Here is a 12,715-nt window from a genome sequence, read left to right as displayed (position 1 = left end):
CCGACTCGACGAAGGGGCCGCATCGTCCGGGTGCGGCCTCTTCGGCATTTCGAGATCCCGTCTGGCGCCCTCTCTCTTCGGGTGCGGAGTTCCCGAGCGCGCGAGGAGTGGGCGCTGAGACCGGCAGGTGTCCGGACGCTACGTCCGATTTCCGCCAGCGGGACCCGCATTTCCCCCGGCATCCTGGAGATGTGATCGGCGACGACAGCAAATACGAGGCCGTGTGCAGCCGCGATGCACGCTTCGACGGAGAGTTCTTCTTCGCCGTCGCCACTACCGGTATCTATTGCCGGCCAAGCTGTCCGGCGACCACACCCAAGCGCCGGAACGTCCGCTTCTACGCGACGGCCGCGGCAGCGCAGGGTTCGGGGTTCCGCGCCTGTCGTCGATGCCGCCCGGACGCGGTGCCCGGTTCAGCGGAGTGGAACGCCCGCGCCGACGTCGTCGGGCGGGCAATGCGGCTGATCGCGGACGGGGTCGTCGACCGGGAGGGCGTCGCCGGCCTGGCCGAGCGTCTGGGATACAGCGCCCGGCAGGTGCAGCGGCAGTTGTCGGCGGAACTCGGCGCGGGCCCTATCGCGCTCGCCCGGGCCCAGCGGGCTCACACCGCGCGAACCCTGCTGCAGACCACCGCCATGCCGATCACCGACATCGCATTCGCGGCAGGGTTCTCCAGCGTCCGACAGTTCAACGACACGGTCCGGGACATATACGCAGTCACCCCGAGTGAGCTGCGGGCGGCAGCCCCGGGCAGTACGGCGCGATTCGGTTCGATCGCCCCCGCGAGCACCGCACCCGGCATCGCCCTGCGCCTGCCGTTCCGAGGTCCGTACGATGCGGCCGCCGTCTTCGACTATCTCGAGGCGCGTGCCGTCACCGGGGTCGAGGAGATCACCGGGGCGCGGGGTAACCGTCACTACCGACGCACCCTGCGACTGCCGCACGGGCTCGGCGTCGCCGACGTGGACGAGGCGCTCGGCGACTCTTGGATGGCGTGCCACCTGTGCCTCGAGGATCTGCGCGACCTCACCACCGCAACACACCGGATGCGTCGAATGTTCGATCTCGACGCCGATCCGCGCGCCGTCGCCGAGCACCTGAGCGGGGATCCGGCGCTGGCCCCACTGGTAGCCGCACGCCCCGGACTGCGGGCCCCGGGCACCGCGGACCCGCACGAACTGGCGATCCGGGTGGTCTCGGGGGGACGCGCAGCAGCCACGTCGCTGGTACAGCGGTACGGCACATCACTGACGGTCCCCCGCGGCACCATCACTCACGTGTTCCCGTCGGCCGCCGAACTGGCCGACGCCCCGATGACGGAGTTGTGTGCCGAACGCCGACGGGCCACACGAGCGGTCGCGCGGGCCCTCATGGACGGCACGGTGCGCTTGGATCCAGGTGCCGACCGGAACGCGACCGAAGCGGCGCTCGCGTGTCTGCCCGGCGTCACGGCGGAGATGGCGCGCTACATTCGGATGCGCGGCCTCGGCGATCCCGATGTGCTCTCGACCTGTGACATCGTCGATCAGGAAGCACCCGAGCGCTGGGACACCGCTGCCTGGCGTCCGTGGCGCACCTATGGGGTACATCATCTGGCCGCGACACGCCCCGCCCACGTCCCCGTGCCGCGATGCGCTACACCCACCGAGATCTGATCCCGCAGCCGACGGCCGACCCCGAAGATCACCTCGGGGCCGGCCGTCGGCATGTTCGTCGAATGCTGCTCAGCGCGTAGTGAATCCACCGTCGATTGCGAGGGCAGCACCGGTGATGAACGATGCCTCGTCGCTCAGCAGGAACGCCACGAACGGCGCGATCTCCTCTGGTTGCGCTATGCGATTCACCGGGTGCAAGGACTCGATGTAGGCAAGTGCCTCGTCGGTGGTGGCCATCGACCCGCGGGCCAGGGGCGTGTCGACACCCCCGGTGGTGATGGCGTTGACGCGCACGCCGCGGTCTGCGACCTCGAGTGCCACGGACCGCGTCAACCCGACGACGGCGTGCTTGGCCGCCACATACGGAGCGGCCTCCGGCAGCGCGACGACGCCCATGTTCGAGGCGTTGTTGACGATCGCGCCGCCGGTCTGGAGAACGGCTGGGATCTGGTGCTTGAGGCAGTTGAAGACGCTGGTGACGTTCTGCGCCAATTCGGCGTTCCAGGTGTCGGCGTCGACAGTCGAGATCGGCCCGGACGCGTTCACACCACCCGCATTGTTGAAAGCGCCGTCCAGACGTCCGAATTCGGTGATCGCGGTCGTGACCAACAGCGCGGCATCCTCCTCGATCGAGACGTCCGCCGGGACGAAGATCGCCGTGCCACCGGCGGAGCGCAAGCTCTCCGCAGCCTTCTCGCCGACGTCCTTGCGCCGACTGCCGATGATCACGGCGGCGCCTTCGGCGGCGAGACGGCGCGCCACCGCGAGTCCGATGCCGGACGACCCGCCAGTGACGATCAAGACCTTGGATTCGAAGCGTGAAGACATGCTCAGTCCTTTTCCGAGAAGTGTGGTGGAAGGGCCGACCGGCCAGGCGATCGCCTCCGTCCACCTTGCTCGGCAGGAACGCCCGGCGCTGGCGGGAATCGGACTGGGCGTTCGATCTACCGCGACTGGGCGACGCAAGCGTGTCAAACGGATGTGTCGGAGTACGGATTGGCGGTTCAGCCCCCGCCCTTCAACCGAATAGTTGCGACTTGGATCTCACCCGTGTCGAACGACGCCGTTGCGGCGCTGGGTGTGCGAAAGTCAGGAGCACTTTCGATCGAACACGTGAATGGAGCCGTCCGACATGGACTCTTTCTTGGATTTTCTCTGGGTGATTCTCGTCAGCTTCGCGTTCATCGCGTACCTGATGCTCCTGTTCTCGATCATCACGGACCTGTTCCGCGATCACAAGAGTTCCGGCTGGGCCAAGGCCATCTGGGTGGTCTTCCTGATCATCCTTCCGTTCCTCACCGCCCTCGTGTATCTGATCGTCAAGGGCGACGACATGACGAAGCGTTCCATCGCGGCGGCGCAGCATATGAAGGAGTCGCAGGACGCCTACATCCGTCAGGTGGCGGGTAAGTCCGGACCTGAGCAGATCGCCGACGCGAAGGCGCTGCTCGACTCGGGCACCATCACCGAGGCCGAGTTCCAGGCGCTCAAGACCAAGGCTCTCGGCTGAGTCGTCTGACCCATACCAGGCTCCGGCCGCTCGGGTTTTCGTGATGCCGCGCTCCCAATCGGGAGCGCGGCATCGCTGTTTGTGGAGCGGCAACCTCGGCGCCGGAGGGCGTCCGGGATCGGCCTGTGGAAAACTCGGCACGTGGGAACTAGAACTCGGATCAACCTGCGCGGACGCCTCGCACTGCGCGCAGCGGCGGCAGCGGCATGGGCGTCGCAGAAGGCCGGACGCGGCAAGGGCTCGATGATCGGCGGCCTTATCGCGCTCAAGATCGACCCGACGCTCATGCAGCAGCTCGGCCGCGGACGCCGCAGTGTGGTGATCACCGGCACCAACGGTAAGTCCACCACCACCCGTATGACCGCCGCCGCGCTGGCGACCCTGGACGAGGTCGCCACGCAGGCCGACGGTGCCAATATGGATGCTGGCATCGTCGCCGCACTCACCGCCCGCGTCGACGCTCCCCTGGCGGCGCTCGAGGTCGACGAACTGCACGTCCCGCACGTGTGCGACGCCGTGAACCCCGAGGTCGTGGTGCTGCTCAACCTCAGCCGCGACCAGCTCGACCGCGTCGGCGAGATCAACATGATCGAGCGCAAGCTGCGCGCCGGTCTCGAGCGTCACCCCGATGCAGTCGTGATCGCGAACTGCGACGACGTGCTGGTCGCCTCGGTCGCCTACGACTGCAAGAACGTGGTCTGGGTGGCCGCTGGCGGCGGCTGGGCCAGCGATTCCGTCAGCTGCCCGCGTACCGGCGAGCCGATCGTGTGGGACGGCCCGCACTGGCGCAGCACCGGTTCCGACTTCGCGCGTCCGACGCCGGACTGGTGGCTCGACGACGACAACCTGTACGGCCCGAACGGGCTCGTGCTGCCGATGAAGCTGACCCTGCCTGGCAAGGCGAACCGCGGCAACGCCGCGCAGGCCGTGGCCGCGGCCGTCGCGATGGGTACGAGGGCGGAGGACGCCGTCGCCGCCGCCTCGATCGTCGAGGAGGTCGCCGGCCGCTACAGCACCGTCCAGGTGGGCGCGCACTCCGTGCACATGCTGCTGGCGAAGAACCCGGCCGGCTGGCAAGAGGCGCTGTCGATGATCGACCACAGTGTCGACGGCCTCGTCATTGCCGTCAACGGCCAGGTGCCCGACGGCGAGGACCTGTCGTGGCTGTGGGACGTGCGCTTCGAGCACTTCGAGGGCGTGAAGGTGGTGGCCGCCGGCGAACGCGGTACCGATCTGGCGGTCCGCCTGACGTATGCGGGCGTCGAGCACACGCTCGAGCCGGACCCGTTGAAGGCGATCGGGTCGTGCCCGCCCGGTCGGGTCGAGGTGCTGGCCAACTACACGGCGTTCCGTGACCTCAACACCGCGATTGCGAAGGAGAACAGCCGCGATGTCTGAGTCGACGGTCCGCATCGGCCTGGTCCTGCCCGACGTCATGGGCACGTACGGCGACGGCGGCAACGCCCTGATCCTGCGACAGCGCCTGCGCATGCGCGGGTACGACGCCGAGATCGTCGACATCACACTCAGCGATCCGGTTCCGGACTCGCTGGATGTCTACACCCTGGGCGGCGCCGAGGACTTCGCGCAGCGCCTCGCGACCCGGCACCTGAACACCTACCCGGGGCTGCAACGCGCGGCCGAGCGCGGTGCGCCCGTGCTGGCGATCTGCGCGGCGATCCAGGTTCTCGGGCACTGGTACGAGACATCGGCCGGCGAGCGCGTCGAGGGCGTCTCGATGCTCGATGCCACCACTACCCCGCAGGCGACGCGCTCGATCGGCGAGGTCATCACGACGCCGCTGATCGACGGCCTCACCGCTCCCCTGTCCGGATTCGAGAACCACCGCGGCGGAACAACTCTCGGAGCCGATGCCAAACCCGTGGGCCGCGTGACCCACGGCGTGGGCAACGGAGTCGGCGACGGTTTCGAAGGCGTCACACAGGGTTCGGTGATCGGCACCTACATGCATGGGCCCGTGCTCGCCCGGAACCCCGAACTGGCGGACCTGATACTGAAGCGCACCCTCGGAGTGGACGAGTTGGCACCGATGGATCTGCCCGAGGTGGAGCAGCTACGCCGCGAGCGGTTGCGGGTGCGCTGACGAGGCTCACGCGAATGTCCCCGAACAGGGGTTCGGCCGGGGATGCTTTCACATCCTCGGCCGGATCTCTGTTTCACGAGACTTTCACCGTTACCGACTACTCACTCGATCCGCACTACTGATACTACGCGCGGCGGCGGCTCCCGCAATGGCTGGAAGCACGGCTTTCCCGAGTTGTGACCTGTGCGCGGAAAGTGTGCTCGCATTGTGATCTTCGCGCGGACTGCGCGTTCGCGACCGGTAGAACCGACCGGTCCGCCTCACCCACCGCAGCGGGCGCTCCCGCGGTACGGTCGAGCGAGGTGATCTAGGCGGTACTCACGTTCGGAACGGGCGCAGGAGGATCGGCATGACTGTGTACGACGAGGTCGCGGCGCTGCGGGCACGGGGCGACCGGATCGACCCACGCGAGTTCGACGCGCTGTGGGACCGGCTCGCACCATGCCGTCCCGCCGATCTCATCGGATATCGTTGGCGCGGTTTCGCTTTCGACACCGGACACCGGACCGGCTCGCTCCTCGACCGCGCCCGCTGGTACGGAAAGGCGTTCACGAGCGAGACGGATGTGCAACCACTGCTGTGCCGCAGCAAATCTGGTCAGCTGTTTTCCGATGTGGGGACCGGGCACGGCGAGGCGAGCCTATGGGAGGTAGCCTTCCGCGGCGAGGTGACCGCCACGATGGTCTACGACGGGCTCCCGATCTTCGACCACTTCAAGAAGGTGGACGCCGACACGGTGATCGGCGTCATGAACGGCAAGAGCAATCTCGTCTTCGATGCCGGTGAACACTTCTGGTTCGGGCTCGAGCGCGACGCCGCACTGCCAGATCTCGTGACCAACGACCCTGCCGAACCCGCCCGCTGACGGGGTCGAATACAGGGACTGCGCGGATCGGAGGTGGCCGGATGCTGAAGTGGTCCATTCCGGCTGGCCGGGTATTCGGAGTTCGGCTCTATCTGCACTGGTCTCTGCTCGTGACGCTGGCCCTGATCGCCGGCATTCTCGCCACGTCCGTCCTCCCCACGGAGTTCAGCGACCGCAGCGCAGCCGAGTACTGGGCGGTCGGGACACTAGCGGCCGCGGTCTTCCTCGTTTCGCTTGCCGCACACGAGATGGCGCACTCGATCGTCGCGGTGCGGGACGGTGTGCCGGTGGAGCGCATCACTCTGTGGTTGCTCGGGGGGATGTCCGAGCTCCGCGGGGAACCGGCGGACCCGCGTTCGGAGCTGAGGATAGCCCTCTCGGGACCACTGACAAGCCTCACCATCGGCATCGCCGCATTGCTCCTCGCCACGGTCCTGAACTCCCACGTCGATCCGGTGGTCACGGCATCGATTGCCTGGCTCGGCACAGCGAATGTGGTTCTGGCCGTGTTCAATCTGCTGCCCGGCGCTCCCCTCGACGGCGGTCGCGTACTGCACGCCGCGCTCTGGCGCAGGAGCGGCGACCGACTGAGCGCGGCAGCCGGATCGGCCCGCAGCGGACGCGCCATCGGGCTCGCCCTGATCGCTCTCGGTGCGGTGCAGGCCGTGTTCCTCGGCAGCGGGGCGGGGCTGTGGCTGATGCTGCTGGGCTGGTTCCTGCGAACCGCCGCCAATGCAGAGCTGGCCAGTGCATCCATGCGCCACCAGATGGGCGACCTCCGAGTCGGCGACATCATGACCACCTCCCCCGACGTCGCGGAAGCGAACGACCAGGTGAGCACCTTCCTCGCCGATGTCCTGCCGACGATGCATCACCGCACGTTTCCAGTGGTCGACCGGCAGGGTCGGCCGGTGGGCGTGCTGTCTCTGCGCGACCTGTCCCGCGCATCGGCAGCCGACCGGGCAGGAACCATCGGATCGCTTGCACGGCCGCTGCCGGACTCGGCCCGCGTGCACCGAGACGACCACCTCGCGACGGTGGCCGCATCCGCAATGCTGCGCCCCGGCCTGGATCTGCTCGCCGTCGTGGACGGCGAGCAGATCGTCGGGGTCGTCACGTCGACCGATCTCGTGCGGGTCTGCGAGCGGACGGCACTGGGGTTGCCTTTCCGGCGACCCCCGGCGGAGCCGGAGTGACGTCAGGCCATCACTCCACTCGCTGTCACCGAGTCTGCTTGTCCTGCAAATAGGAAACCAGATCGTCCAGCGTCACCAAACGGGGGTAATCGGATTCCGGCACGTCCACCCCCAGCGCCGCGCGCAAACCCACCAGAAAGTTCAACCAGTCCATCGAGTCGAGGTCGACCTGATCGCGAAGCGGCTGATCCGGCACCAGCAGTTCGGAATCCACCTCCGGCGCGACTGTTCCGAGAGCCTCGACAACGATCTCTCGAATCTTGTCTGCCTGCGCACCAGAGTGCATCTGCTGATCATACGCGGCAAATCCTTCCGCCGAGGGTCGACCGAACGCCAACCGCGGGCCCGCCCGTGCCCGCTACTCGGTCGACTGACGATGCCTGCTGAACAACGCCGGGCATGATCATTGGACACTTTCCTAGGCCCAGCTCATCCCGACCTACCTTGCAGGCGTGGATCTTCCGGCGATCCATACGCAGCTCGAGCGCCTCCCGAAGCTAGGAGACTCGCCCTAGCTCTCGCGACGGGGTGGGATTCGTCGACAGCCCTCGTGGGATGGTGACCGCGGCTATGACAGCGGCAACGACGAAGCTGCCGCCGAGTACCAAGAATCCGACCACGGTAGATCCACTCACATCCGACAGCCAACCGACTGCAAAGGGACCCGCAAATCCGCCGATACTGCCGAACGTGGTCATCGCCGCAACAGTGATACCCGCAAAAGAATCGGGGAACATCAGACTGGGCACCGCCAAATAGGTTCCCAATGAAAGATAGCTTCCCGTTGCGACCACACACAGAAGCCCGAGTTGAATCACCACATTGGATGTGGCTTGGCCGGCGATGGTCGCCAGCCCAGCGGCGGCCAGGGGAGCGACGATCCATAGCCGCACCGATCCCCGCGAGTGGGTGTAGCGACTTGCTATCAGCATCCCCGCCAAAGCGGCGACATAGGGGACCGCGCTGAGGAGTCCGATGTGCAGGGCAGAACTGCTCGGCAACGCATTCTTGATCACAGTGGGCAACCACAGGACTACGCCGTACGCCCCGCCGAACCACAGAAAATAAGCAGCAATCAATTGCCAGACCGTGCGACTCCGCAACACTTCGCGATAGCTGCTGTTACCGACCATGGACTTCGACGCTCTCTCACGTTGCTCCTCGTCGATCTTCGACTGCACCTGAGTGCTCTCGCCGATGGGCAGCCACCGCGCCTCCACCGGCCGTTCACGAACGATCAGAAGCCACGGGATCAACCACAGCAGGGGAATGACTCCCTCAATGATGAAGACCGTTCGCCAATGCGTAATTGTGAGCAGCCAGCCGGTGAACGGGGAGGCCAGGACCGCGGACAGCGGGATGCAAGTGAGGAACAGCGTATTGGCACGACTGCGCTCGCTGTCGATAAACCACCTCGACAGCAACAGGACAATTACCGGAAGCACGCCCCCCTCGAAAACGCCGAGCGCGAATCGAGCCGCGTACAACTGCTCTTGGTTCTGCACGAACCCGCATGCGATTGCCGCCAACGACCACGCGACGAGCAGCACTGCGACGACAGGCCGCGCACCCCAGCGGCGGGCCATCAGTACTGACGGGACCTGCAGAACGAGGTATCCGATAAAGAACGATCCGGAGATCATTCCCTTGGCGGAACTGGATAGATGCAGGTCGTCACCGATGAACGGGAGAATGAGTGCGACATTGCCGCGATCCAGGTAGGCCAGAAGGTACATCACCATGACGACAGGGATCAGGTAGCCCCAACGTCTACTGGCGAGCGGGGAAGGGTCCATCAAGTATCTCCTCACTGTTTTTTTCACTCAGGGAGCAGTGAACTATGGTGCAAGTCACAGGTTCGTATGTATATTCCTGTAGCGCAGGAGAACCAACGGCGATTGCCACAGGGTGAGAGAGGCGCTGGTCCAACCGCCGAAATCGTCACCCTTCGAAGAAACCGTACGCCCCGATCCGCTGGGTCTCCCAAATCCGAGGACGACACGACCGGACACAAGTTCGGAGTTCGCTGTCCCTGGCATGGCAAAAACAACTCCAGTAGACAATCGCCAGTTCCATCGGAAAATTAGGATGAACAAATGGAGAATCAGCACGGCAAGCAACAGAACTCGTTCGCGCGCGGTTTGGATGTCCTGATTTCGATCGCGCAGCATGGGCAGACCACCGTAGCTGAAATCGCGGAGGAGCTAGGAATTCCACAAAGCACGGTATATAGATATATCCGCTCGCTTCGCGACCGCGCTCTAATCGAGGAGTCACGGGGCACCTACATACCCGGTTGGCGCCTGATGGATATTGCAGGGCATCACCTCATCAACACCAGACTGGTGACGGCGGGGACAGAGCGCCTTCGACATCTAACCGATCAGACGTCAGAAACATCGGTGCTAGCCATTCGCGCCGGATCACAGGGAATCTGCCTGAGGCAGGTCGCCTCGCCAAACCCTCATCGTCACGAGTTTCGGGTCAATGAGTTGCTGCCCCTCAACGCTGGGGCCGGCCAACGAATACTCCTCGCCTTCGCCCCGAGACCGATACTCGATATCGTGCTGGCCAGAATGGCACCTCACACGGCGAACACCCCGAGCGCCGAACAGCTCACCCAGCTCATAGAAACTACGCGGCGAAACGGATTCACCGTCTCTCGGGGAGAGTTCCGCACCGGAGCGGTCGCCATCTCTGTTCCAGTCTTCGCAGGTGGCGAGATCGCCTGTTCCCTGACGCTCGCGGGCCCGTCCGAACGGTGCTCGTCGGATCGCTGGTTACGCCGTTCCCTCTCCTTGTTGCGTGATGCCGCGGACAGTCTCGGCGACGTTCTCGTCGAGTAGCCGTGCCGGCGGCCGCGGGGTACCGGCCGCATGTCCGGGGCGAAAGATGCGGTGCCGATCCGGCGTGCGGCGCACCGGGAAAGCACGATCGAGCCGCTCTGTGCGGGCGGGCACAGTTGGGTGTCGACCGAAAGCGAACAGCAGTGGATCCCTGTCGACCGTCAGAGGTCGAGCTTCAGTCGGCTGCCTCGACACCTGGAAACACATGGAAAGATGATCTCGGCACCGTCGCGCTCATCCGGGCCCAGAATGTGGTCACGATGATCGGGAATTCCGTCCAGAACCCTCGTCTCACACGTCCCGCATATGCCGGAGTGACATGAACTGAGGACTCGCACACCTGACCGCTGAAGTGCATCCAGGATTGTCTCCGTCGAGCCCACGGCCACTTCGGTGCCATCCAGAAGCTCGACGGTGAAAGCGCGGTCCTCCGGAGATGACTCCACCGATCCTGCCGACGCGAACCGCTCGATCGTCAGACGGCACTGCGGACGATCGGCACGATAGCCCTCGAGGGAATCCAGTAGGCCCGCCGGTCCACAGGCGTAGATGTCGGCCGTTGCACCTCCGCGAGCGTCGAGTTCCGCGACCAGGTCGAGAATGCCATCGACACTGTCATAGTGGTGTCGGACATTGCTCCCGTACACAGCAAGCTCGTCCGCGAATGCAGTTGACTCTGGGTTCCGGGTGAGATACAGCAAGGTCCATTCAAGACCATCCGTTGCAGCTTGATCGATCATCGACAATAGCGGAGTGATTCCGATACCGCCCGCAACGAAGATGATATGTCTGCCATCAGGTTGGAAAGGGAAGTTGTTTCTAGGGGTAGAAACAACCAGGTCATCACCGACACACAATTCATGGTGGACAATGAAACTCCCTCCCCGGCCATCGACAGCCTCCAGTACACCAAGCCTGCAACGCGACGACAAAGGCGAATGGGACAGCGAGTACTGGCGGACGATCCCTTCTCCGAGAAACACCTCCACGTGCGAACCGGGCGCCCACGCGGGAAAATTCAATCCGCATCGCGGCTCGAGTTCGATGGAAATGATGCGTTCCGCGACAATTTCCATCGAAACGATACGCATCGTCAGCGTCTCGGTACCGGCCGGCGCTGATGCGCGTCGAATCGCGGATTCGGCGCTCACGTGAGTTACTGATGAATCGTCGACAGGAACTGCAGAATGCTTCATGCCGGCCATCGTCCCGAACTTTGCGGGGCGATTTCAATCGCGATTATCACCGGGTAAGAATCCTCGTTGAGATACCGACCCGACCCGCCTAGCGTGCATGGACACCCACAAAGAACAGGAGGCGACATGCCGCTGACGATCGATAGCATTCCATTGCTGGATGACGATCCGTACTCGGACGAAAACCTGACCGACCCCTATCCCCTGTTCACAAAGATGCGTGCTGCCGGTCCCGCAGTCTGGCTCGAAAAGTACAACACCCCTGCCTTCACCCGTTTCACCACAGTCAGGGACATTCTCGTCGACCACGAGTCATTCGTATCGGGCGCCGGCGTCGGACCACGGAACTTCCACCACGAGCCACCTTGGCGAAAGCCTGGAATTCTCGAGGTCGATCCCCCTATACACACACAATTACGCACGGTCATGTCCGACGTAATAAGTCCACGAAACCTCCGCGCCCTCCGGACAGATTTTCAAGAGTTTGCAACTTCCCTCGTTGACAGAATCCTTGACGAGCGTGATTTCGATGGCGTCAGCGGCTTCTCGGAATTATTCCCGATCCGCGTTTTCGGCGATGCGGTAGGAATACCGAGACAAGGCCGTGCGGAGAATCTGCTGGCGCACGGCGCCATGAACTTCGCCCATTTCGGACCGGAGGATGCTCGATACGAGCAGTTCACCCGCGCTGGCGCCCACACCACGGATTGGGTCACGGAGAATTGCGCCCGCGAAAACCTCGATCCGAATGGCCTAGGGGCCAAGATCTGGGAGCATGTCGACGCTGGATTCATCGAGGGGGAGGACGCTACGATCCTGGTGAGAGCCTTGCTCTCGGCCGGGCTCGACACAACAGTGATCTCCATCGGAAACGCCGTACGCTGTTTTGCCGCGAACCCGGACCAGTGGGAGATCCTGCGGGCAGACCCCAAGTTGATTCGCTTCGGCATCGACGAAGCGCTTCGATTCGACGCCCCATTTCAGTCATTCTTCCGAACCACCAGCCGTGCCGTTGATATAGACGGGATCCATCTCCCAGCCGGAAGCAAGCTCATAGTATTTCCCGGCGCTGCGAACCGGGACGAGCAACGTTGGGGAGCCGACGCGGACCAGTATCTGGTTGAGCGCGACAGCGGAGGCCACCTCACGTTTGGTATGGGAATTCATCAATGCGTCGGACAACCGATCTCTCGCCTAGAAATGGAAGTGCTATTCTCCGAGCTGGTGAAGCGCGTCAAGTCGATAGAGTTGACTGGAGAACCACAACCTTTCTTGCACAATACATTGCGCGGCTGGTCTTCCCTCCCACTTCGCGTCGTCCCCGTATAGCCGTGGTTTCAGCG

Annotated in this window: 12 protein-coding genes; 8 read left to right on the top strand and 4 right to left on the bottom strand. The window is 64.3% G+C overall.

The genetic code is table 11. The features are described from left to right. Window positions 1-191: 191 nt before the first annotated feature. Window positions 192-1,655 carry a DNA-3-methyladenine glycosylase 2 family protein gene (locus ERC79_RS13980; RefSeq protein WP_242676567.1) on the top strand — a complete coding sequence of 488 codons (1,464 nt, stop codon included), beginning with the start codon at window positions 192-194 and terminating at the stop codon, window positions 1,653-1,655. 69 nt (window positions 1,656-1,724) lie between these two features. Here the strand turns inward: ERC79_RS13980 and ERC79_RS13975 are convergent, their stop codons facing one another. Next, entirely contained in the window at window positions 1,725-2,483 is a 759-nt protein-coding gene (locus tag ERC79_RS13975) for a glucose 1-dehydrogenase (RefSeq protein WP_131579040.1), read from the bottom strand. A gap of 304 nt (window positions 2,484-2,787) precedes the next feature. Here ERC79_RS13975 and ERC79_RS13970 point away from each other — a divergent pair, with 304 nt between their 5' ends. The 5 genes from ERC79_RS13970 to ERC79_RS13950 all read left to right on the top strand — a co-directional run bounded on the left by ERC79_RS13970 (window position 2,788) and on the right by ERC79_RS13950 (window position 7,330). Beyond that, window positions 2,788-3,165 (top strand): SHOCT domain-containing protein, encoded by a 378-nt coding sequence (locus tag ERC79_RS13970; RefSeq protein WP_131579039.1) that lies wholly within the window; start codon window positions 2,788-2,790, stop codon window positions 3,163-3,165. A 141-nt stretch (window positions 3,166-3,306) separates the two neighbouring features. After that, window positions 3,307-4,563 carry a MurT ligase domain-containing protein gene (locus ERC79_RS13965; RefSeq protein ID WP_131579037.1) on the top strand — a complete coding sequence of 419 codons (1,257 nt, stop codon included), beginning with the start codon at window positions 3,307-3,309 and terminating at the stop codon, window positions 4,561-4,563. Continuing rightward, window positions 4,556-5,269 carry a glutamine amidotransferase gene (locus ERC79_RS13960; RefSeq protein ID WP_131579035.1) on the top strand — a complete coding sequence of 238 codons (714 nt, stop codon included), beginning with the start codon at window positions 4,556-4,558 and terminating at the stop codon, window positions 5,267-5,269. Before ERC79_RS13965 ends, ERC79_RS13960 begins: the two co-directional genes overlap by 8 nt. Window positions 5,270-5,618: 349 nt before the next feature. Beyond that, entirely contained in the window at window positions 5,619-6,134 is a 516-nt protein-coding gene (locus ERC79_RS13955; RefSeq protein ID WP_131579033.1) for a DUF4334 domain-containing protein, read from the top strand. 41 nt (window positions 6,135-6,175) lie between these two features. Then, complete coding sequence (locus ERC79_RS13950) at window positions 6,176-7,330, top strand: site-2 protease family protein (RefSeq protein WP_131579031.1); 1,155 nt, start codon at window positions 6,176-6,178, stop codon at window positions 7,328-7,330. A 25-nt stretch (window positions 7,331-7,355) separates the two neighbouring features. Here ERC79_RS13950 and ERC79_RS13945 read toward each other — a convergent pair whose 3' ends face one another. After that, entirely contained in the window at window positions 7,356-7,616 is a 261-nt protein-coding gene (locus tag ERC79_RS13945) for an acyl carrier protein (protein WP_131579029.1), read from the bottom strand. A gap of 211 nt (window positions 7,617-7,827) precedes the next feature. Further along, window positions 7,828-9,126, bottom strand: a complete 1,299-nt coding sequence (locus ERC79_RS13940) for an MFS transporter (RefSeq protein WP_131579027.1) — start codon at window positions 9,124-9,126, stop codon at window positions 7,828-7,830. A 300-nt stretch (window positions 9,127-9,426) separates the two neighbouring features. On the opposite strand from ERC79_RS13940, the gene ERC79_RS13935 reads away from it, so the two are divergent. Then, complete coding sequence (locus tag ERC79_RS13935) at window positions 9,427-10,176, top strand: IclR family transcriptional regulator (RefSeq protein ID WP_131579025.1); 750 nt, start codon at window positions 9,427-9,429, stop codon at window positions 10,174-10,176. A gap of 161 nt (window positions 10,177-10,337) precedes the next feature. Here the strand turns inward: ERC79_RS13935 and ERC79_RS13930 are convergent, their stop codons facing one another. Beyond that, entirely contained in the window at window positions 10,338-11,381 is a 1,044-nt protein-coding gene (locus tag ERC79_RS13930) for a PDR/VanB family oxidoreductase (RefSeq protein WP_131579023.1), read from the bottom strand. 117 nt (window positions 11,382-11,498) lie between these two features. Here ERC79_RS13930 and ERC79_RS13925 point away from each other — a divergent pair, with 117 nt between their 5' ends. Further along, window positions 11,499-12,701, top strand: a complete 1,203-nt coding sequence (locus ERC79_RS13925) for a cytochrome P450 (protein ID WP_131579021.1) — start codon at window positions 11,499-11,501, stop codon at window positions 12,699-12,701. The last annotated feature ends 14 nt before the right edge of the window (window positions 12,702-12,715 follow it).

Source organism: Rhodococcus sp. ABRD24 (assembly GCF_004328705.1).
GTDB lineage: Bacteria > Actinomycetota > Actinomycetes > Mycobacteriales > Mycobacteriaceae > Prescottella.
Note: the sequence above shows the minus strand (reverse complement) of the source record. Positions and strands in the feature narration are given on the sequence as shown.